This window comes from Paenibacillus sp. FSL H8-0317 (assembly GCF_045040685.1).
In the GTDB taxonomy this organism is placed as follows: domain Bacteria; phylum Bacillota; class Bacilli; order Paenibacillales; family Paenibacillaceae; genus Paenibacillus.
The window spans coordinates 2,860,430-2,883,761 of the sequence record NZ_CP150294.1 but is presented as its reverse complement, the minus strand read 5'-3'; the positions used below and the strand labels follow the sequence as shown (position 1 = coordinate 2,883,761).

Sequence of the window (23,332 nt, the reverse complement as noted above, 5' to 3'; positions counted from 1 at the left end):
ATACTACTCCCCGCTACCCAACAGCTTGAGCAAGTTAGACGGCAGTGTGAACTGCTGATTGTTAATAATAATACGGCGCAGTTCTTCTTCATCCCGCTCGTTATCCGCGTCCTTAATCTCCTGTATTTCCCGGTGAAGTCGCTCCATCTGTTGATCCAGCGCATTTGCCGAATCTGCCGCACTCTTTAACTCTCTCGTCAAATGCTCGGGAACATCCTTATTGTATTTATAAAAAATCTTATGCTCCAGACTCGCCCAGAAATCCATCGCGATTGTACGGATCTGGATCTCCACACATGCTCGTTCCTCACCATTGGACATGTACACAGGCACTTCCACCAGAAGGTGAAGGCTTTGGTAGCCGTTTGGCTTTGGATTCTCGATGTAGTCTTTGACCTCCAGTACACGCAGATCACTCTGGTTGCACAGCATATCCTTAATACGATAGATATCCGAGATAAAGGAACATGTAATCCGTACCCCGGCGATATCCTTGATATTTTGCTTGATGCTCTCAAACGTTAACTCATGATTTTTGCGAAACATCTTGTTCATAATGCTCTCAGGTGATTTCAGTCTGGACTTTGTATGCTCAATTGGACTGTAATCATGCAGAGACTGGAATTCTTCCTTCAGGACTTCAATCTTGGTCTCCATTTGATCCAGAGCAAATTTATAGATCATCATAAATCTGGTAATTTCATATTTGAATTTCTTGAATTGATCGATTGGATGTGGAGCGTTCATCATGGCTTTCTCCCTTTCTTTCTGCACACTAAAATTAGTTTTATGAATATGAGAACAAGCGGTCAATCCACATGTCTCCTGAACCATTATAAATCATATGGAGCCAATAAACGAATTTCTCACATTTGGGCTGGCGATTCAGCCTGGAAGGTATGGGAACTTATTTTACGCGCATCCTATAGAAACATCCCTGTCATTTGGCCCGCAATTATTAATAAAAGAGGTGGATTTTCCTGCTCTATCAAGTGACGTATTCATCCGATACACTTCGGGTTAAAGCTTATTTATACCTGCCACAAGGTTGTTCATTACCTGATATCACGACATATGAAACTTCTCATTCCGGCTCTGTCTCCTCTGCCTTTCCGGAATTCGCTTCCATACATAAGTCTCTACATTTGCAACCGCTCGCCAGCCATTACCCTGCTGCAACAATGCATGATACGAATAACATAACGGAACAGTGGCCTGTGCTGATCTATTGTCGCGGCGGACTTGGCAGCTATGGTGGGGTAAATACCGTTTGGCTTGAGCAATTTGTACATAAAGGTTATATCGTGTTCGCTCCATCCTATCGTGGCAACGAAGGCGGTGAGGGGCGTGACGAGTATGGCGGAAGAGATGCCGAAGATGTGCATGCCGCTTACCGGTTGATGCAGCGTTTACCCTTTGTCGACCCCACTCGGATATCGTTAATGGGGTTCTCCCGTGGAGCCATTAATGCTGTACATACCGCAACTGCCTATAATGAGGGACCGGACAGAGTACATAAGTTAGTTCTTTGGAGCGGTGTCGCCGATGTGGAACGCACTTACCATGAGCGAACCGACCTGAGGCGCACATTGAAACGGGTGCTGGGTGGCTCCCCACGCGCAGTTCCGGAAGCTTATCTCGCCCGTTCTCCCTTGTCAAAAGCGAACAAACTATCTTGTCCCGTGCTAATCATGCATGGTACATCAGATACACAAGTGAATTATAGTCACGGAACCCGAATGTATCACTGGCTTAAGCGACGAGGTGCAGACGTCACATTTCACGCTTATGGCGGGCAGGATCATCATTTTCACGAGCAAATACATCAGTCAGCAGTGAACAATATGTTTGATTGGCTCGCTGCACCTTAAGTCTTGCGCGATGAATTTCATTTTGAAGATGCATGGGTTATGGCTGTATACTGGAGGGGCTACGTTTTTTGAAAGGACGGATAGGATGAATCAAAGCACCCTCCAAAAATACGCCATGTTGCTTCTCTGTATGTCTGCCGGAATGGTGGACCTGATCGGATATCTGGGACTGGGGCATGTGCTCACAGCCAATATGACGGGAAATATTGTACTGCTCGGTATTGCCATTGCCCGTGCTCAGGAATTTGTCGTGCTGCGGTCATTGCTTGCTCTCATCGGTTTTATTGCCGGCAATGCCATTGCAGCACATATGGTTGGACCTGTGCAGACCAAAAATGGCTGGTCTTCTAAGGTCACAGCTGTATTTACTGTTGAAAGCATATTGCTCCTGCTGTTCGCGATCGCCATGATTAGTCCATTTTCAGAACAACTGTCCTATCTGTTAATTGTCATCCTAGCCGTTGCAATGGGGATGCAAACAACTGCGGCACGCCGCATTGGCATTGCTGGCATCTCAACAACCGTGCTCACCAATAATTTGGCCGCTGTGGTCGAGGATACCGTGAACATTCTCAAAAAGCTGCGACATGCCAATATCCGATCGTTAACCAAAGCCTTGTCTACAGACTCCTACCTTCGTGCAGGTGCTGTTGTCATCTATTTGATCGGCGTCATTGCAGCCGCATTGTTATTCCACCGTGTGCCCATGATTGCAGTCTGGATTCCTGTCCTGATCATTGGCGGCGTAACCCTATACGCCCGATTACATGCATGGGGAACTTCACAACAAAGCGAAAGTTAATAAAAGTTAATAGTAGAAGAAGCAATCTGTCCATTCAAGAGGCTGTGCAAAAATCCACTTTAGGATACTGAAAACTGGTCTTTTTGAACATGGACTTTAAGTTATTTTAAGTACAATCACGCTATTTATTTCATCAAAGCAGCTTCTTGGCGGATAAGCTTGACCAGATGCTGTGCAGCAGGTGATAGTACCTCCCCGGCTCGTCTACATACGGCAACCGTATTTCTCAGCTGTACACCTCGAACGTACACACGTGCCAGCCTGCCTTGCTGCACATCCTCGTTCACAACCAAAGAAGATATAAAGTTGGCCCCATAACCTGCCTTCACCGCACTAATCGTTTCGTTCAGCCCGTTGAACTGAAGCGCAATGCGGGGAGCGGCCAGGTTATTTGTTGTGCAAAGGGAAACGAGTCGCTCACGTGTAGCACTGCCTTCTTCGCGCATGATAAACGGTTCTGCCATCATCTCATGCAGCTCGATTTCTTTTCCCGCATACAGATGGTCAGGGTGCACAACAAACCACATCTCATCGTCAAACAATTCATCCCATTGGACACCTGCATGTGTAATGCCACTTCCACCATACACTGCAATCTCTGCCTCATAACGAAGTAATTGGTCAAAAGCCATCCGGGTGTTGGTTGTGCTCACAACAATCTCCACATCCTCGTGCATTTGCTTAAACCGCGCAATCCAGCCCGGCAGCAGAAAATTCGAAGGCAAGTAGGTTGCCGTAAGACGGATCAGTCCTTTCTTGCCCTCCCGAAAATCCTGCACAAAATTCTCGACATCCTGCTCCAGCATGAACAGACGTTCCGCATAACCTGTTAACTGTATCCCCGCATCCGTAAGCACCAGTCTTCTTCCCTCCGAAACAAAAAGCTGGATTCCCAATTCACGTTCAAACTTCTTCACCTGAGAAGATACTGCTGGCTGACTAATATTTAGTTCCTCTGCGGCACGAGTGACCCCGCCATATCTCACGATGGCATGAAATAATCGTAATCCATGCAGATTCATGTTTACACCTCTTCCACGTCAATTACATAATCTAAAGTTATATTAACATACATAATATATATTTTATTTATACATCTACTCCATTTATAGTTGAAATATGAAATCCAATACAAGGAACAAGGAAAGGAACATGTAAACATGAAAAATATAAATACGACCAACCTACAGCATACCTGGACTCAAGTCGACGACTACATGAACGATCTGCTGATTCCATCAGATTCCCTGCTGGAACATACACTGCAAAGCAATGCCGAAGCTGGACTCCCTGCTCATGACGTAACACCAAATCAAGGAAAGTTACTTCAGCTCCTGCTGCAAATCCAAGGTGCATCCCGTGTACTTGAAATCGGCACATTGGGTGGATACAGTACCATCTGGATGGCAAGAGCGCTGCCTGAACACGGACGCATCGTCTCACTGGAATCGGAATCACACCATGCAGACTTGGCCCGAGCCAATCTCACACGAGCAGGACTGATGCACAAGGTTGACCTGAGAGTTGGTCCTGCCCTAACCACCCTTCCCGATGTTCAGGAAGAATACAGAGAACCGTTTGATATGATCTTCATCGATGCTGACAAACCGAGTAATCCCGATTATCTGAGATGGGCCCTGCGACTGACTCGGCCGGGGAGTCTTATTATTGGTGATAATATCGTCAGGGACGGTGAAGTGATCCGCACAGACAGCACAGACCCCAGAGTTCAAGGCGTTCGATCATTCCTGCAGTTGATCGCGGATCACCCTCGGCTTGAAGCTACAGCACTGCAAACGGTCGGTAGTAAAGGTTACGATGGATTCGTCATTGCTCGTGTGATTGATGCCCCTGAACCAAAATAAACAGTGGTCAATTCTTCCGCAAATTCCCCTTTCCTGTTAAACTGGAATCACTGCACAGGCAGACTGGGGGGAACCACTTGAGAGTTTTACAACATATTAATGATGAAATTCGCGGCTGGTCCCGCAATATTCAACTGTTTTTCCTGGCTAGCATTCTGTATCAGATCGGAAATGGCATGTTCTCTGTCTTGTACAATCTGTACATTCAGGGTCTGGGCTATAATGATACAATGAACGGCCAGATTGTAAGTATTCAATCACTCGCAACAGCCATTATGTTTGTTCCTATCGGTCTATGCGGTGATCTGTTCAGCCGCAAGCGATTACTCATTACCGGGGCGTTATTCAGCGGAATCTTTCTGATCGGACGCTCCTTCGATTATTCGGCTACAGGGCTGATCTGGTTCGCGGTATTCTCTGGCCTTTTCGCTGGGGTGTTCCAAGTACTGGCCATTCCTTATCTGGCGGAAAACGTCAAGAAAAGCCAGCGGCTGAAGATGTTCAGTTATTATTCATCTCTTGTGCTCGCTTCCCAGGTTCTTGGTAGCCTGGGTGGCGGCGTATTCGCAGATTTGTTACATACGGCAGGACTCGCCAAGGTGACCGGATTGCAGACGGTTTTATTTGTCGGTGGTGCAGCAACACTAGCTGCATTTATTCCACTGTTATTTGTAACCGAAGGCAAGGCTGCTCCGCAGACCACGATTCCGGCGGAACCCGTTCTTCAACCCAATGCGGATCTAAAAGAAAGTTCAACGAATACCCCAAGCACGGACGATTCGATCACGAAGAAAAAAGATTCCCGACTGATTGGTCAGTTTATAGTGACTCAGTTGTTAATTGGATTAGGTTCCGGACTGGTTGTACCGTATCTGAATCTGTATTTCACCAATCGCTTCTCGGTTTCTCTGAGCGGCATGAGCTTACTAATTGCACTTGGTCAGATTATGACGATTGTATCCATGCTGATTGGTCCTACCTTGGCGGCAAAGGTCGGAAGCGTAAGAGCCGTTGTCATTTTCCAGGTCATGTCGCTACCCTTCCTTCTATTAACAGGCTTCACCAATCTGTTGTTCATCGCTTCGCTCAGTTTCTTATTCAGACAAGCATTAATGAACGCAGCCAATCCCATTCATTCAGCGATACTGGTGGATCGGATCTCGGACAAACGCCGCGGCATTGCCAATTCACTGATGCAGACCTCGTTCATGATTGGATGGGCGACCATGGGACCCGTTCAATCCTATCTGGTCACCACGTACGGAACGTATTGGGGTTATGCGATCACTTTCAGCATCACAGGCTGTCTATACGTTATTTCATCACTGATGTACTATGTAATGTTCAGAGAACCCAAACCTTCCGCTACGGCTCTTGCAGGATCTTAATGAGTTGAACAGAAGCAGTCTGGTTGTTCCGCAGATAACGCAACGTATCTCATCATCAGGAGTGATCACACATGAACATGAATCCTTCATTAAACCTGAATGCATACCTGAATCTCATACCACCTCATTCAACCCGTAGGCTAAACGGGTGGAACTGATGCGCAAGCTTGGTTCCAACGTTGTCTTTCGGTTTTTTCTTAGTCTGGGTGTCTCTGTTCTTGGCGGATTGCTGTTCACAGTTATTCATACACCGATCCCGTGGTTGCTCGGGCCAATGGTATTTATGCTGCTTGGCTCCCAAGTCGCCAAATGGCCGCTCATGTGGCCTGCCTCCATTCGGGACTATGGCATACTGATTGTTGGTTATTCGATTGGACTCACCTTAACAAAAGAGGCCCTGCATGGCATTTTGCAACAACTTCCCATGATGCTTCTGATGACCTTGCTGTTAATCGGATTGTGTGTAATTACGGCCTACATCGCTTCAAAGATAACCGACTTTGACTTCCCCTCCCTGCTGGTTGGCAGCATTCCAGGAGGACTGTCCCAGATGGTGTCCCTTGCAGAAGAGATGAAATCCATCAATCTGACGCTGGTTACCTTTTTGCAGGTGACTCGGCTGATCATGATTGTCTTCTGTGTTCCGTTCCTGCTGTTCAGTCCGTGGATTGGAGGTATCGCAGGTGGCGGTTTGGATCATCCGTTCATTGACGTTGCGACGTGGGGTTCCCTTTTCCCCGAGATTCTTGTCTATGCTCCGCTCTGTGTAGCGGGTGCATGGGTTGCACGCAAACTCCGATTTCCGACGGCCTTTATGCTGGGTCCCATGATTGTCATGAGTGTCGTTCAATTAAGTACAACGATGCACACGCCAAGTCTGCCAACCTCTCTCTTAAACGTATCGCAATTGATGATTGGCAGTCACGTTGGACTGATGCTCAAGCCGGAACAGTTGCAACGCAAGACACAGACAGTCACGCTAGCGGTGATGAGTAGTGTACTGCTCATTGTTGGTGCGCTTGGATTGAGTTATCTATTAATGAATGTGTTCTCCCTCTCCGCGGCAACCTCACTACTCAGTATGGCCCCTGGCGGGATGGATCAGATGAGTATCATGGCACATGAAGTCAATGCCGATCTTTCGGTTGTATCCGGATATCAATTGTTCCGCATCCTGTTTATCTTTTTTATCGTCTCTTCCGTACTGAAGATGATTCTTGTACATATGTTAAAAGAAAAGAAAGCAGAGCCCTCACTTCAATGATCATATCTTGTCTGATCCCATGACAAAGAGAGTATCCATTTGATGTCCATCCTGCGGATACTCTCTTTTATTTGTACACACTCTACTTCAGCATTTGGCCTCATTCAATTTTAAGCATAATGACTAATTATGAATAAATTCGGTTGTACATCCAGCCCACAATGCCTACCGTAACAACTGTTGCCCCAATAATAAATGCATAATAGCCAATCTTACTTTTGGACTCCGAAGTCTGATGGTCATAATAATCCGAGTTACGTCGGTAAAACCCCATCCATAACTCTCCGATCATATTCACTACAACCAATACAAAACGTTTAATAAGCCCCATTGTATTCGCGTCTCCTTTCTCTAATCAACCTTCTTCCCTATTAAGTATAATTATCCCAATTCATCAAAACAACCTACTCATATTACCTTTGGTGCAGTTTCTTGCTCCAACCAGGTTAGAATATCAAATGCTTCCTGATCGGTGCTACCACACATCTCTTCCTCAGCTTGCAATCCACTGCATACCGCAGGACGATCTTTTTGGCCAAAAATTCCGCAGCGATTATCATCGGTAAGCTGCACACAACGTACACCTGCCGGCTTGCCATGAGCCATGCCCGGTATCGGTGATGATATGGAAATCGCGATACAACATGCGGCACAGCCTGTCCTGCATTCCATACATATTCCCTCCTAATTTTAATACTTATAGTACGTGTTCAAAAAGACTGGTTTTCAGTACCAAGAAGATGGAATGAATTCCATCTTCGATGCTGATGATGCCATTAGGCATCCTTCGTAATTAAAAGCGGACTTTTTGAACTACCTCTGATATTATGAGCGATTTATCCAGGTCCAGGTTCGAGCCAGCCCCTGAGCCATTCTCCGATTCATACTTCGATTGGAAAAATACCCCCCATGACTTAGCGGATTCCAACTCATAGCCACGCCGCCAGAGTTCACTTCAATGTCTTCTTTGACCGCTTTCTCATAAGCAGGATCAATGGGGCGTAACGGATAACCCAGAATATCGTCCCGATCGTAGAAGTTCACCCACTCCCCTTCCAGCCCGGCATAATACTGATTCACATGGGAAGAGGGCACCTGAATTGGGCAACTAAAGTCATGGTAACGCAAACTCCATAAGGGCAGGGTTGTACCAAACGAGTAAAAATGGGTCAGCGTGTCCCCCCGCTCCAGAGCCGAGTTCACATCCACAACCTCAGGCACACGACTGGAGGGATATTGCAGATCGTAGAAGAAGTTACTGGCGATTACGGCACCCAAACTATGGGCAACCACACAGAGCGGAGCTTCCGGTCCATTACGCTGTGCAAGGGTATGCATCGCCTGATTCAACGTTCGATGTACGGCATCGTAGTTATGGCCTTGATTTTCCACCGGTTGATAAGCAACCGCATCAGCCAGGTAGTGGATGACAAATCGGCGCAACGCCTGAAAGTTCAATCCCTGAGAGCTGACGAGCTGTTGAAAGAGCGCCTCTTCCCGCTCCTCAAATACATCCGCCCAATATACAGGTTCGATATCGAGCATCTGTTTGGAGGCGCCAGGCAAGACCATCACCATGTCCAATTCCTTATGCAAACAAGCAATCAGCTTGTCCGCGTACCCATCCTTCCGCATACCCAGCCCATGAATGACCATCACCGCAATACGTGTCATGGCTCTCCTCCTCATCGATTGACTAGGATCTCTTTCTCCACCATATGAATTCCACGACTCGAACATGCCTGAAGCTTGCTTTGTCAGAAGAACCTTTCCAACCACCATTATTTTAAAAATGTGATTCTTCCATTTTATATACAGTTTACCATGATCGTCATGAAAATAACGATCTCACAACAAAAAAGGAACTGCACATCACGCAGCCCCTTTTTGTTGTTGTATTCAATTAACCTTTCAGATGAACCTTCAACACACCATTTTGATTAGATATAACATCACCTGTCGTGACTTCCACCCGTTCAACCATATCCTGACCATCTGGAATGATAATCGGTGTAATCAGCGGGTATCCCGCATCTTCAATTACCTTACGATCAAACTCCAGCAGCTTTTGTCCAGCTTTTACATGCTCGCCAGCTTCGACATGCATATTGAAACCTTCACCCTTGAGTGATACCGTATTGATCCCCACATGGATCAGCACCTGTAAACCACTCGCATGTTCAAGAATCACCGCATGTTTACTCTTAATCACATGAGCTACCTGAGCATCAAACGGAGCAACAACAACGTTGCCGGAGGGCTCAATTGCTACACCCTCACCCATTTGTTTCTCCGCAAAAGCTGGATCAGGTACTTGCTCCAGTGACACGGCCTGGCCTGTTAATGGCGCCATGATTTCCAGTGTATTCACCGCTTCATTCCCTACTTGATCCGCACGACGTGTACGCTGGTTCGAGTCTGTATCTGTAGTCGAAGAACTTACTCCTGAAGCAGACTGTGATGTAGCCGCTTTAGGCTCATTAACGGTTTCATTGCTTGCACTCCGATCTTCTTTTCTCAGTTTGGCTCTGCCAAAAAGGACAGTCAGTACAAACGGTACAATCAGGACAATCGCCATGCCGATGAAGAAGACACCCCATTTGTTAGGGAAAATCGACAGGAATCCCGGTACGCCACCTACACCGATGGAGGTTGCCTGAACATTATTCATCGTCAGCAGCACACCACCAATTGCGGAACCAACCATACCAAAGATAAACGGATAACGGTAACGGATATTCACGCCGAAGATCGCCGGCTCAGTTACCCCGAGGAAGGCCGATACCGAGGACGTTGCCGCAAGTCCTCTCATTTTCTTCTCACGCAGGACAAGCATCATCGCAAGTGCCGCCGAACCCTGTGCGATATTGGACAATGCCAGCATCGGCCACAGGAACGTACCGCCCTGACTACCAATAAGCTGAACATCCACCGCGAGGAACGTGTGATGCATACCGGTGATAACGAGCAAAGCGTACAGACCACCGTAGATCAGACCACCCAGCGCCGCGTATGAATCGTATACATAGATCAAGCCGGATGTAATTGCATTTGCAATAGCAAATGTAACCGGTCCAATAATCGTAAATGCCAGGAATCCGGTAATCAGCAACGTAACTGGTGCAACGACCAGCAGTTTGATCGAATCATGCACCCTTTTGTTCAGGAAAATCTCCATCTTTGCAAGCAGATAGGCCGATACCAGTACTGGCAGAACCTGCCCTTGATAACCGATCTTCTCAATCTCCCAACCGAACAGATTCCATGTTGGCACCGTGCCATTATTCACAGCATCAGCGTAACCATATGCACTTAGCAGATCGGGATGTACCAGAATGAGACCCAGCACGATCCCGAGCAGCGGACTGCCGCCGAACCTTTTTACAGCTGCCCAACCAATAAGAGCCGGCAGGAACGTGAAGGCTGTACTTGCGATCGTATTAATAATGGACGCAAGATCCTTCCAGGCTGGATAAACATCCACCAGTGATTTTCCATCAAAGAAAATGCCTGGACCTGTCAGAATATTGTTAATCCCGAGCAAAAGACCTGCCGTAATGATTGCAGGCAAGATCGGAATGAAAATATCCGAGAGTGTTTTAATCGCTCGCTGGATTGGATTTTGCTTTTTACCAGCAGCCGCCTTCACATCATCCTTGGAAGAACGATCTCCCCCGGTAATCTGAATCATCTCATCATAGACTTTATCCACTAGGCCAGGACCAATAACGACCTGGAATTGTCCTTGGGAAGAGAACTGTCCTTTAACCAGATCATTCTGATCCAGACTTTCAGTATCTACTTTACTCTCATCGTACAAGGCAAACCGGAGTCGTGTAACACAGTGTGTAGCAGCTTCAATATTCTCTTTGCCACCGACTGCCCGGACGATCTCCTCAACCTGTTTTTTATCGATTGCCATAGTGTCACTTCCTATTTATAAAATGTGATTAGTCCTGTTGTGGCACAAGCCACATATAGGATGCATACGGACTGAGAGAGATTTCCTGCGTCAGCGCAGGGGCTGCCTCCGTATTCCCTATGAGTAACTCTGCTGATTTGCCTGCAATATGATCATTCCAGACCACTTCTGGAAGCGAAAACGTGACGTCTCGTTTACTGAAGTTGGATACAACAATCAGGGTTTCACTTCCATTGGTCCGTGCGTACGCGAATACATCCGGGTGTGCATCATCCAGGCGTTCATACAGACCGTCGATCAGCACGTTAACCTGTTTACGCAGGGCAATCAATTTGCGGTAGTGGTAGTAGATCGAATCTGGATCAGCCAGCTGCTGTTCCACGTGAATCGAAGGATACCGCTCATCCACCTTCAGCCAAGGTGTTCCGGTAGTAAATCCGGCGTTCTTACTTCCATTCCACTGCATCGGTGTGCGGGAGTTGTCCCGGGAACGCTCTTTTACAATGTTGAAAGCTTCTTCAGCGGATTTACCTCGTTCTTCCTGAAGCAGGCGGTACATGTTCGTTGATTCGATATCGCGGAACTCACTAACGTCATTCCAGACTGGATTCGGCATTCCGATCTCTTCACCCTGGTAGACATAAGGTGTACCTTGCATTCCGTGTATCGTTGTTGCAAGCATCTTCGCACTCTCGGCACGATAATCACCATCATCGGCGAATCGGGATAGCGCCCGCGGCTGATCATGGTTATTAAGGAACAGCGCGTTCCAACCTCCACCGGCCTGCATGCCTGTCTGCCACTCACTGAAGAGCTGTTTCATCGCTTCAAAATCATACGGCATCAGTTCCCACTTCTGACCATTCGGATAATCCACTTTCAGGTGATGGAAGTTAAACGTCATCGAAAACTCCCGGGAAGTCGGGTTCGAATATTGGATACAATGTTCCAGTGTTGTGGAGGACATCTCCCCTACAGTCACCATGTTGTAAGGCCCAAATACTTCATCGTACATCTCGGTGATGTACTCATGCACACGCGGTCCATCCGTGTAATATTTGCGTCCATCACCCGGTGACACGCTGCCATCATCATCAGGGAAACGCTGGTCTTTGGAGATCAGGTTAATCACGTCCATACGGAAACCATCCACACCTTTTTCCGCCCAGAACTTAATCATATCGCGTACAGCTTTGCGTACTTCTTCATTCTCCCAATTCAGATCTGCCTGCGTTTTATCAAATAAAGTCAGGAAATATTGTCCCGTCTGTTCATCGAACTGCCAAGCAGGTCCACCGAACTTGGATTGCCAGTTGTTTGGCACACCGCCATCCGGGGCAGGATCTTTCCAAATATAATAATCCCGATACGGATTATTCTTGGAAGAACGGGATTGCTGGAACCACTCATGATCGGTCGAGGAGTGATTCACCACGATATCAATCATCAGTTTCATATCACGAGCCTTCAGACCTTCCAGCAGTTCGTCAAAATCCTCCATCGTCCCATAATCCGGATTAATCCGGTAATAGTCCGCTACGTCATATCCATTATCATGCTGCGGGGATACATATACCGGCTGCAACCACACAATATCGATACCCAGATGCTGCAAATAATCAAGCTTCTCGGTTAATCCACGAATATCTCCAGTACCCGATCCAGTTGTATCATTAAAACTCTTCGGATATACCTGATACACCGTTGATGTCTTCCACCAAGATGACGGAGTTGTGTTATTAGAACTCATGTTAACGCCTCCAATAAATTGTAATGCTCTTATGTGATGTTCTTGGTTAACTTCATATCTATATTACATAAGTAAACATGTATATACAAGTTGAAACTATAATATGTATATTCTTCGCCTCTTCTACACATTCCCCATAAATCTTTCCTCTGTAACATTTATTTTGGAACCTGCGTTCGTGAACCCAATGATATCTGTATTGGGACAACAAAAAACCGTCTGTTCTTCCCACCATTGGTGCGGGCAACAGACGGTCTCTTTGGTTGAACTTGGTTGAACTTTTTAAATGTATTTTACTGTTTTTTTACTGTTGTAATGGATTGTTATTATAAAGTTGCTGTCACTTGACTTCATCACCACAACGGAGACACGCCTCTTACGACATCTCCGGTGAAACTACGGCTTTCCCTTGTTTATCCTGCATATTCAACTTCAATAAAGATAGTGCAGCTTGCTCTTCCCTTTCCAGTTCAGCAGGACTGATCTCACCAGAGAGTACGGCACGCATTCGCTTTTGATCCAGCAGACCTTCCCATTTTGCCACCACAAATGCTGCGACACAGTTGCCCATCAGGTTGGTGAAGACACGCATTGTATCCATGAAACGATCTGCACCAAGCAGCAGAGCAACCGCTGCTACCGGAAAAGCATTGACAGCCACTGCCGTTGCAGACAGGGCCAAGAATGCGGAGCCAGGTACTCCTGCCATGCCTTTGGAACTTAACATCAACACCAGCAAAATCGTAATCTGCTGCATCAATGTCAGTTCAATCCCTACGGCCTGAGCAACAAAAACCGTTGCCAAGGATAAATAGATTGAAGCACCATCCAGATTAAACGAGTACCCCGTCGGCACCACAAGACCCACAACCGCACGATCACAACCCGCCTTGGTTAGTTTGTCCATCATGCGTGGCATCACCACTTCTGATGATCCGGTTCCAATCGCCAGCATCACTTCAGAACGGGTATATTTCACAAATTGCAGGAAATTCAGCCCGGTGATCCACCAGGCAGCCAATGCCAGCATGACCAGAAAAAGCAGCGCTGCCCCGTAGCAGGCCAGAATCAGCAGACCAAAGGACGATAATGTGGAAGCTCCATAGGCACCTACCGTGTAAGCCATGGCTCCAAATGCACCAATTGGCGCGAGTTTCATGATATAACCGATGATGCGGAACACAATGCCGAGCAAGTTCTCAATCAGCGTCAGTACATTCTCTTTTGCCTTACTCTCTGTTGCTGCCAGGGCAACCCCGAACAGGCAGGCCACGAGCAATACTTGCAGAAGTGCATTTTGTGCAAAGGCATCTACAACACTTGTCGGAATAATATTCATGATAAAGTCTACCGTATGCGGTAACTCGGAACCATTGGTTTTTGCTTCAATGCCGCTTGCATCTATGGTTGAAGGGTCCACGTTCATTCCGGCACCGGGGCGAAGCAGATTGGCTGTTCCCAATCCAAGTACCAGCGCCACTGTAGTTGCAATCTCGAACCACACGATGGCTTTCAGTCCGATGCGCCCTACCGACTTCAGATCACCGATCTTGGCAATACCTGTCACAATCACCATGAAAATCAGTGGTGCGATGATCATCTTGATCAATTTGATGAAACCTGTTCCGAGCGGTTGCAGCAAGCTACCCAGATCCGGCCACAGGATGCCTACGCCAATCCCGATGATTACCGCTACAATAATTTGAAAAAATAATGATTTCATAAATGACATGAACGCTCCCCCTGTTTGCGGTCAATTCGGATTTTCGTTTGGTTTCCGTGTAACTTTTTATATCATTCTAAAAGGGAGTTCAACAATGGAATTTCAATGTTTTTGTCATTTGTACCAACTCTATCGGTGAAAATTGAACCTGAAACCGAAAAAAGACGAATATCACGTCAGTTATCTTGACGTGATATTCGTCTTTATCCATAAATCCATTTATTAATGAACAGCGGTTAAATGTGCATCACAGGGTAATAGATTCTCCGGGGGCGAGCACACGGCCTTCCAACCCTTTTGCAGCCAGTTGTTGCACGAAGTGTTCCGCATCCTGACGAATTACCGGGAACGTATCATAATGAACCGGAATCGTCAGTTTGGCATTAAACCATTCGGCCGCTTGCAGCGCATCCTCAGGTCCCATGGTGAAATGTCCACCAATCGGCAAGAAGGCTACATCAATATCATGACGATCACCGATCATTTTCATATCCCCGAAGAGACTTGTGTCTCCGGCATGCAAAATCGTTTTACCACCAATATTAATGATATATCCAGCAGGCAACCCTGCATACATGATCCGTTGTTCTTCTTCCAGCACAATCCCGGAAGTATGGAACGCCTGAATCATTTTGGCTTGAGCAAAGCCAAGATCTACCGTTCCGCCCATGTTCATGCCGAGTGTATCCAGACCTTTCCAGGACATATATGTAGCCAATTCCACAATAGCCACAACTTTGGCGTTATTTGCTTTGGCAATAGGCTCAGCATCGAGGATGTGATCCATATGTGCATGTGTCAGCAACACAACATCGGTCTTAATATCTTCAGGCTTCGTGACGGCAAGCTCGTTGCCACGCAGGAAGGGATCAATGATCAGAGACTTTTCTTCTGTGCCCAGCTGTACACTGGAGTGACCGTGGAACGTAATATTCAACAACTTGGATTCCTCCCGACATATGTTTTGATTATTTTGAAAACCACTATTTATTATAAATCATAGCTCTTCACCAACGCAAAATTACGCTAGCCTCCGTCTCACCGCTGCTTACGATATACCCTTGCTTCATACGGCTGAAGCTGAATCGCGCCTTCATCGGTAGAATAACGTCTGCTTACATTGCTGATGATCAGCTTGGCATGCTCGGAATCCCAGCCTTCCGGCCAGTGCATCTCCGGTTCATGCCCACGAAAATTCAGAATGACCAACATCTGCTCATCATCCAGCGTTCGTGTATAGGCATAGATATCCGGATCATCCGGCAGTAACAGTTCATACGCCCCATAGATAAGCACTTTATGCTGTTTGCGAAGCACAATTAACTTACGGTAATAATGCAAAATGGATTGCGGATCACTTTCGGCATCAGCCACATTAATCTCTGGATAATTATCATTCACCTGAATCCACGGCTGCCCCTGGGTAAACCCTGCGTGTTCCGTCTCATCCCATTGCATCGGCGTGCGGGCATTATCGCGACTCTTCAGCCAGATCGCCTGCATGACTTCATGCTTCGACTTACCTTGACCAATGTAATGATTGTAATAATTTTTGGTCTCGATGTCCCGGTATTGTTCGATATCAGGGAAAGTGACATTGGTCATGCCAATATCTTCTCCTTGATAGATATAGGGGGTCCCTTCGAGTGTAAGCATCCATGTCGCCAGCATCTGAGCAGAACGTACCCGATATTTACCATCATCACCAAAACGGGAAACCGGACGTGGCTGATCATGGTTGCCCATATAATTGGCGTTCCAGCCTCTACCATGCAAAACCGTTTGCCACCGGCTCATGATTTCTTTGAGATCTGTCAATTTCCATTCCTTATAGTTCCATTTACCAATTCCGGAGGATTTAGCATCGATAAACATATGCTCAAACTGGAATACCATATTAAGCTCATCACGATCCGTCCCGACATAAGCCAAGGCCTGCTCAGGCCCAAGTCCCGAAGTCTCGCCAACTGTCATGGGTCCGTAGGGTTTTAGGATCATGTTATTCAGTTTTTTCAGGATGGAGTGTACCTGTTCCAGGTTGGAAAAGAGCTGATACGCTGGAACCACCGGCAGATTATCCGGATTGTGGGCACTTGGCAGACCCTCTGCCTTGGCGATATGCGCTACTGCATCGAAACGGAATCCGTCTACCCCTTTTTCCAGCCACCAATGCACCATCTCATACATCTCTTCTGCCATCTGTGCATTGTTCCAGTTGAGATCCGGTTGCTGTTCGGAATACAGATGCAGATAATATTCATTTGTCTCGGGATCATGCTTCCACACCGAACCCCCAAAATAGGACTCCCAATTATTCGGCACCTGCCCATTTTTGCCTGAACGCCAAATATAATAATCCCGCTTCGGATTTACCTTTGATGAACGCGATTCAGCAAACCACGCATGTTCATCTGACGTATGATTCAGCACCAGGTCCATCATGATCTTGAGACCACGCTTGTGTGCCTCTGCCAATAATCGATCAAAATCCTCCATCGTGCCATACTTGCGTAAAATGCCGTAGTAATCCCGGATATCATATCCGTTATCATGTCCTGGTGAATCATAAATGGGACAGAGCCAGATCACATCTACGCCTAAATTCTCCAAATAATCGAGCTTCTCATAGATTCCCTGCAAGTCGCCATATCCATCCCCGTCCGAATCTTTAAAGCTGCTCGGGTAAATCTGGTATACCACACTCTCTTTCCACCAAACGATATCGCCCACCTCGCTCTCATCATTGTTCAATATATAAATTGAACGAAAGAATATTTACACTGGACACTCCGATGACAGAATAACCTTCCGATCGCTGTTATCCCCAGATTTTATGAATTCCCCTTATAAGGGGAAAATCCGGGGATAGCGTATGCTTCCGATGCAGCTTTCTTTCAGAAAGCTTTTAGGCGAACTCTTTCGCTTCCTCAGGTTATTTCTGTCCTCTCCGTTTCGTGTAAAAGTTTAGTTCAATTTATATATATAATCTCTGCTCACGATATAAATAAGCCGTTAATATGTTTTATCCGAAATGATTCCCTTGTAAACATTTGAAAGGTATCTTATGCAAAAAGACCCGGTCATGGACCGCGATCTGCGGTTCAATTCCGAGTCCTTTTTTGTGAACATAAGACTAACTTAAATCCGGCGTATCCGATCCAGGCACCGATCGTGTTCAGAATAATGTCATCCACATCAAACGAACCTACACGTGTAATCAATTGTGTGACCTCAACACCCAGCAGAAGTAAAACAACTGTAGATGTAAAGGTCATTAACGTACGGCACCTTCGAAACAACCATGGAATCCAGATGCCCAGTGGAATGAACAATACGATATTGCCAAACAGGTTTTTGACCCAGGTATCTGTATTGTACCTCTCCCTCTCCATAAGAAGTGGACGAATCGTCTCGAAGGGTACGAGATTATATTGATAATACATGCTAGGTGTTCGTCCACTGACAAACAGTAAAATACCCATAATCAGTATGTAGAGCGCTGCCATGCAAGCAACAATTAATAACATCCACTTGGAGTGAAGCCATGACTTTTCGCTCATTCATCCGTCCTCCGACCTTGAATTCCGCGAAGCGGTAAGGTCTATTTTAACGGGATATAGATCTTCATGTCCAGTTGTTCAGGGGTCGATTTCCAGACATCTGTCACTTCAAAGTCCGGCCCTTCCCTCCGTTCATAGTTCGACTGCGGCAGCCAGCTACCATAGATCATTTTACGAATATCCTGCCCGGAGCCTTCCACGGTGAACTCTGCATACAAGCCGCCGGGAATTTCAATCGAGGTAAAACCGGGTTCAAGTATCTGCGATGCTCCACCGCTTTCTTCACCCACAATAAAAGAAAATGCTCCATTCTCTTCAAAATGACAAGCCACACCGTATGCCATATCAGGGCGTGTCCTCTCCGGGATAACCATGAATCTCTGTTCCACACCAAAATCGTGATAAAATCCGGGTATCTCGGCATAATGCTGATTGTCATTCAGGTTGGTCTTATAATCATAGCCGACAATCCAGTTCGGTTCCCGTGTGACCAGACGGGGTGTGTTCATGTGGAATGTTCCACCAAGCGAAGTTCGATAATCGTTAAAATCAATGCTCCGCTGCATATTCAAAAGTGACCACTGATCCGCTTCCAGCTTACGTAGCTTCGCTGGTGTCATTCCGAAGTAGGCTGAAAATGCACGGGTAAAAGCCTCTTGGGATTGATAGCCAAAGCTCATTGCAATGTCCAATATGCCTTCCGATGTGCCTCGCAGCATCGCAGCAGCCTCCGTTAATCTGCGTCTGCGCACATATTCCAGTACCGTAAATCCCGTGATCGCCTGGAATAAACGTTGAAAATGAAACGCCGAAAAGCTCGCAGCCGCGGACGTCTCTCTGATATTAAAATCATCTTGCAAATGCTGCTCCAAATACTCAATAGCAAGCTGAATTCGTGTGTAATGATCCATAGTGACGGCTCCCCTATCTAATTCAAAATATCAAACGATTTCTTATGTAGTATGACTGAGATCCAGATTTTTTTTTTGATTTTGTGTGCGAACTTGTATGATGAAAGATACGCGAGTTGCGGTTCTTTTCATGCTGAATGACACTGTGATACACACTGTATGCCAAAATCCCCTTGTTCTACAAGGGGATGCTCTCTACGCTGGTTGATTTACCAGCAGAGATCTCTCTTGCGAACAAGGGGACTTGGTTGTCTAACAATCTATTCTTAACCTTTCCAGTTCCCGGACACGGGATGAATACCCCAGATATCTGACGCATACTCACCAATGGTACGATCACTGGAGAATATGCCGGAATGTGCCGTGTTTAATATTGCTTTCCGAGTCCAGCCCGGAATAGCGCGATACGCCTGGTCAATGGCAGCATGCGCGTCTGCATAAGCAGCAAAATCACGCAATACAAAGTATTCATCACCATGGGCCAGCAAGGAGTCATAAATATCCCAGAACTCCCCGTCACGATAACAGAATGCACCTGGATGCACCAGTTGCTCCACGACCTCGCGAATGCGCTCATCGTGCTGCACGATCTCATTCGGACGATAGCTGCCAGAACGATAATACTCAAGCACTTCGTCTGCACGCAGACCATAAATGAACATATTTTCTTCTCCAACCTGCTCCGCCATCTCCACGTTGGCTCCATCCATCGTGCCAATCGTTAAAGCACCGTTCATCATAAATTTCATGTTGCCCGTACCGGAAGCTTCCTTACCTGCGGTTGAGATCTGTTCACTAACATCCGCAGCGGGAATGATTTTCTCTGCGAGAGAGACGGAATAATTCTCGAGGAAAAATACCTTCAAGCGGTCATTCACGGCCGCATCCCGATTCACTGTGTCAGCCACGGTGTTGATCAGCTTAATAATTTTCTTGGCAAAATAATAACTCGGCGCTGCCTTGGCACCAAAGATGAACGTTCGTGGTACCATATCAAACGAAGCATCATTCTTAAGCCGGTTATACAGATGCATGACATGCAGAATGTTCAACAGCTGACGTTTATACCCGTGCAGCCTCTTCACCTGTACATCAAAGATGGAATCCGGATTCACTGCTGTCCCGGTATGGTCCAGAATATACGCAGCAAGCCGCTCTTTGTTATCCCGCTTAATCAAACGGAACTGCTCCTGAAATGATGTATTATCCGCAAAGCCAGCCAACTGCTCCAGCTTGCCCGGCTCTGTTATCCAATCGTTACCGATTGTATCCGTAATCAGATCCGACAGTTTCGGATTGGCATGCATCAACCAGCGGCGATGGGTGATACCATTCGTTTTGTTATTGAAACGCTCTGGATACAGTTCATAGAAGGGAGCCATCTCACGCTCTTTCAAAATCTCGGTATGCAAAGCAGCAACACCATTCACGCTATGACTGCCTACAATCGCCAGATGTGCCATCCGTACCTGATCGTTTGCAACAATCGCCAGATGCCCTATGCGATCCTGATCTCCTGGATACCGGTCCAGCAGCATGCCACAGAAGCGTTTGTTGATCTCTTCAATGATCATGTAGATTCGTGGCAGCAGCCTGCTGATCATGGATACAGGCCACTTCTCAAGCGCCTCACTAAGCGTTGTATGATTGGTATACGATACAGTACGGGTTGTGATATCCCATGCTTCATCCCAGCCATACCCCTTCACATCAATCAGGATGCGCATCAGTTCTGGAATAACCAAGGTTGGATGCGTGTCATTAATGTGGAAGGCCACTTTATCAGGCAACCGATCATACGGTAGCTCCAGCTTGTTGAACGTACGCAAGGCACTCTGTACACCTGCCGAGCACATGAAGTATTGCTGCTTCAATCGCAGCAGCTTTCCTTCATACTGGGAATCATCTGGATATAGAAACTCCGAGATTGATTCAACCGAACGGCTATAATCCAGATAACCGTAATAGTTCGAAGGGGTGTCGAGTGAAGTCTCGCGCTTTGGCTCGGCACTCCAGAGTCGCAATGTATTTACATGGGTCTGACCATAACCGATGACAGGCACGTCATAGGGAATGGCGATAACCGATTCGGCATCTTTTGTAACAAACTGATATTCTCCATCCTGCTCATGAGCTTCTACCCGGCCCCAGAACTGTACTTCCACCTTTTTGTCTGGACGGCGGACTTCCCATTCATTGCCCTTATCCAGCCAATTGTCGGGTAACTCGACCTGATTACCATTGATGATTTTTTGCTCAAACAAACCGTATTTATATCGAATCCCGCAACCATGTCCTGCATATCGGAGTGAAGCGAGTGAATCCAGGAAACAGGCAGCGAGTCGTCCCAGACCTCCGTTACCGAGTCCTGCATCCGCCTCCTGCTCTTCCACCTCTTCCAAGGAGAAACCCAGATCAGCTAAACTATCACGGACCAATTCCAATTCATTTACATTCAGCAGATTGTTGCCGAGCAGACGTCCAATCAGGAATTCCAGCGAGAAGTAATAGACCTGTTTATCCTGGCGCTGCTTGAACCCCTGATTCGACGCTGCCCAATCCTGGCCTGCATATTCACGAATCATGCTTCCCAGTACATGGTACACGTCTTCCTGTGTTGCTTCTTCAATCGGTTTGCCCAATTTGCTGACCAGATTCCGTGTAAATATGCTCTTGAACGTTTCCTTGTTGTCAAACAAAAGTAGGTTCCTCCCGGGGAAATCCTGCAGGATGGTGGCGATTCATACAAATCGAACTAAATTATATTTACACTGGCCACTTCGATGACAGAATAACCTTCCGATCGCTGTTATCCCCAGATTTTTTTGATTCCCTTTTTGAAATGGGAAAATCCGGGGATAAAGGCGAGCGCTACGCTTCTTCAGGTCATTTCTGTCCTCTCCGTTTTGTGTAATTATTCAAGTTGAATTTATATAATACAGGATAAAATTTGAAACCAGCATATGCTTTCGAAGCAGCTTTCTTGCAGAAAGCTTTTAGGCGACCGCTACGCTTCAGAATCGATTTCGTTCCCTTCACTACGTTTGCATGCTGGTGAGAACTTTCGAAGATGCAATTCATTCGTCGAAAGTGTATGAACCTTAAATCCATCCTACAGGATTTTTATTTTATATATATTTATAGAAGATATCGGTTACGTGTGGGCATTAGATAATAGTACTTTTCGCTAAAATGTATGGATTCGACGGGTCACCGATCAGCGTCTGTCCTCCGGTGAGCTTCACGTCTTTATCGAGAATGACGTTCTCAAGTACGGTTCCTTCACCAATGTAGCATTTTTGCATGATGATTGAACCCTTAATTTTGGCACCTTTAGCCACCTGTACGCCCCGGAATAAAATGCTGTCTTCCACCTCTCCAGCTACAATGCAGCCATTCGCGAGAAGTGAATGTTTAACATCGGCGGTATCCAGATATTTGGCAGGTGCTTCGTATTTAATTTTGGTCTGGATCGGATCTTCCTTGAACAGCTGTTCATATTGCCCTGTGTTCAGCAGATCCATACTGTTGCGGTAATAACTGTCAATGGAATTGATGACTGCGTGATAGCCATCATATGCATACGCAGCGATATTCAATCCATCCGGATTTTTTTGAATCACATCCCGAAAGAAATGGCTCTCGCCATGATCAATGCAGCGCTGCACCTGGCGCAGGAACAATTCCTTTTCCATAATGAAAATTTCTGTATATATATTCGCGTGATTAGCGCTTTGGTGAATGTCCACCACGTTACCGTCCCCGTCATGATCAACTTTGACACAGGCGTCATGCTCAGGCAGCAGCTGATCCACTTTTTTGCAGACCAGTGTAACGTCCGCTCCTTTACTGATGTGATACCTGTAGACATCCTGGAGGTCTGCTTTGGTCACATGGCGACTGCCCGCATGCACTACATATTGCCCTGCACCTCTGCGGAAGAAGTCCAGATTGTTATGGAAATGCTGCAAGTCCCCCTGTGATGTATCTGTTGGGTCGTTCCAGTCCGGCGGTAAAATAAACATGCCCCCATGCTTACGATCCAAATCCCAAGGCTTGCCGTCACCGAGATGGTCCATCAGCGAGCGATACTTACGACGGACAAATACCCCTATGCTCTCAATTCCGGCATTCATCATATTAGATAGAACAAAATCGATCAGACGGTAACGCCCGGCATAAGGCACCGCGGCTCCGCAGCGAAAGTACGTCAATTCCTTCAATTCCTCAAGTTCATGGTCAAGGTTAATAACTCCGATCAATGATTTCATCGCAT

General features: G+C 46.6%; 19 protein-coding genes. 5 read left to right on the top strand and 14 right to left on the bottom strand.

The window, feature by feature from the left end:
* Positions 1-3: 3 nt before the first annotated feature.
* A complete protein-coding gene (locus MHB43_RS13595; RefSeq protein WP_036608962.1) occupies positions 4-747 on the bottom strand; it encodes a GTP pyrophosphokinase family protein in 744 nt (247 codons plus the stop codon).
* A 398-nt stretch (positions 748-1,145) separates the two neighbouring features.
* Here MHB43_RS13595 and MHB43_RS13590 point away from each other — a divergent pair, with 398 nt between their 5' ends.
* Both MHB43_RS13590 and MHB43_RS13585 read left to right on the top strand, forming a co-directional pair.
* Complete coding sequence (locus MHB43_RS13590) at positions 1,146-1,871, top strand: alpha/beta hydrolase family protein (protein WP_405132120.1); 726 nt, start codon at positions 1,146-1,148, stop codon at positions 1,869-1,871.
* Positions 1,872-1,956: 85 nt separating this feature from the next.
* A complete protein-coding gene (locus MHB43_RS13585; protein ID WP_047842669.1) occupies positions 1,957-2,673 on the top strand; it encodes a YoaK family protein in 717 nt (238 codons plus the stop codon).
* A gap of 125 nt (positions 2,674-2,798) precedes the next feature.
* Here the strand turns inward: MHB43_RS13585 and MHB43_RS13580 are convergent, their stop codons facing one another.
* On the bottom strand, positions 2,799-3,695 hold the full coding sequence (locus MHB43_RS13580) for a LysR family transcriptional regulator (protein ID WP_405132119.1): 897 nt from the start codon (positions 3,693-3,695) through the stop codon (positions 2,799-2,801).
* Between the two features lie 138 nt (positions 3,696-3,833).
* Between MHB43_RS13580 and MHB43_RS13575 the strand changes: the two genes are divergently transcribed.
* The 3 genes from MHB43_RS13575 to MHB43_RS13565 all read left to right on the top strand — a co-directional run bounded on the left by MHB43_RS13575 (position 3,834) and on the right by MHB43_RS13565 (position 7,190).
* Positions 3,834-4,538 carry an O-methyltransferase gene (locus MHB43_RS13575; RefSeq protein WP_091034944.1) on the top strand — a complete coding sequence of 235 codons (705 nt, stop codon included), beginning with the start codon at positions 3,834-3,836 and terminating at the stop codon, positions 4,536-4,538.
* A 77-nt stretch (positions 4,539-4,615) separates the two neighbouring features.
* Positions 4,616-5,926: an MFS transporter gene (locus MHB43_RS13570; protein WP_405132118.1), complete on the top strand. Its 1,311-nt coding sequence runs from the start codon at positions 4,616-4,618 to the stop codon at positions 5,924-5,926.
* A 157-nt stretch (positions 5,927-6,083) separates the two neighbouring features.
* On the top strand, positions 6,084-7,190 hold the full coding sequence (locus MHB43_RS13565; RefSeq protein ID WP_405132117.1) for an AbrB family transcriptional regulator: 1,107 nt from the start codon (positions 6,084-6,086) through the stop codon (positions 7,188-7,190).
* Positions 7,191-7,317: 127 nt separating this feature from the next.
* On the opposite strand, the gene MHB43_RS13560 is transcribed toward MHB43_RS13565, so the two are convergent.
* The 12 genes from MHB43_RS13560 to glgD form a co-directional block, all read right to left on the bottom strand.
* Positions 7,318-7,521: a hypothetical protein gene (locus MHB43_RS13560; RefSeq protein WP_405132116.1), complete on the bottom strand. Its 204-nt coding sequence runs from the start codon at positions 7,519-7,521 to the stop codon at positions 7,318-7,320.
* Between the two features lie 77 nt (positions 7,522-7,598).
* Complete coding sequence (locus tag MHB43_RS13555; protein WP_017688873.1) at positions 7,599-7,862, bottom strand: YkgJ family cysteine cluster protein; 264 nt, start codon at positions 7,860-7,862, stop codon at positions 7,599-7,601.
* 153 nt (positions 7,863-8,015) lie between these two features.
* Positions 8,016-8,864 (bottom strand): chemotaxis protein, encoded by an 849-nt coding sequence (locus MHB43_RS13550; protein ID WP_405132115.1) that lies wholly within the window; start codon positions 8,862-8,864, stop codon positions 8,016-8,018.
* Between the two features lie 229 nt (positions 8,865-9,093).
* A complete protein-coding gene (gene treP / locus MHB43_RS13545) occupies positions 9,094-11,112 on the bottom strand; it encodes a PTS system trehalose-specific EIIBC component (protein WP_405132114.1) in 2,019 nt (672 codons plus the stop codon).
* A gap of 28 nt (positions 11,113-11,140) precedes the next feature.
* On the bottom strand, positions 11,141-12,862 hold the full coding sequence (gene treC, locus MHB43_RS13540) for an alpha,alpha-phosphotrehalase (RefSeq protein ID WP_405132113.1): 1,722 nt from the start codon (positions 12,860-12,862) through the stop codon (positions 11,141-11,143).
* 376 nt (positions 12,863-13,238) lie between these two features.
* Complete coding sequence (gene dctA / locus MHB43_RS13535; protein WP_405132112.1) at positions 13,239-14,594, bottom strand: C4-dicarboxylate transporter DctA; 1,356 nt, start codon at positions 14,592-14,594, stop codon at positions 13,239-13,241.
* A 238-nt stretch (positions 14,595-14,832) separates the two neighbouring features.
* A complete protein-coding gene (locus tag MHB43_RS13530; protein WP_133384481.1) occupies positions 14,833-15,525 on the bottom strand; it encodes a metal-dependent hydrolase in 693 nt (230 codons plus the stop codon).
* A gap of 98 nt (positions 15,526-15,623) precedes the next feature.
* Complete coding sequence (locus MHB43_RS13525) at positions 15,624-17,315, bottom strand: alpha-glucosidase (RefSeq protein WP_405132111.1); 1,692 nt, start codon at positions 17,313-17,315, stop codon at positions 15,624-15,626.
* 371 nt (positions 17,316-17,686) lie between these two features.
* Complete coding sequence (locus MHB43_RS13520; protein ID WP_405132110.1) at positions 17,687-18,145, bottom strand: VanZ family protein; 459 nt, start codon at positions 18,143-18,145, stop codon at positions 17,687-17,689.
* Positions 18,146-18,186: 41 nt separating this feature from the next.
* Positions 18,187-19,056, bottom strand: coding sequence for an effector binding domain-containing protein (locus MHB43_RS13515; RefSeq protein ID WP_405132109.1), 870 nt, complete (start codon positions 19,054-19,056; stop codon positions 18,187-18,189).
* A 266-nt stretch (positions 19,057-19,322) separates the two neighbouring features.
* Positions 19,323-21,755: a glycogen/starch/alpha-glucan phosphorylase gene (locus MHB43_RS13510; protein ID WP_405132108.1), complete on the bottom strand. Its 2,433-nt coding sequence runs from the start codon at positions 21,753-21,755 to the stop codon at positions 19,323-19,325.
* Between the two features lie 468 nt (positions 21,756-22,223).
* Positions 22,224-23,327 carry a glucose-1-phosphate adenylyltransferase subunit GlgD gene (glgD, locus tag MHB43_RS13505; protein WP_221824932.1) on the bottom strand — a complete coding sequence of 368 codons (1,104 nt, stop codon included), beginning with the start codon at positions 23,325-23,327 and terminating at the stop codon, positions 22,224-22,226.
* Between the last annotated feature and the right edge of the window lie 5 nt (positions 23,328-23,332).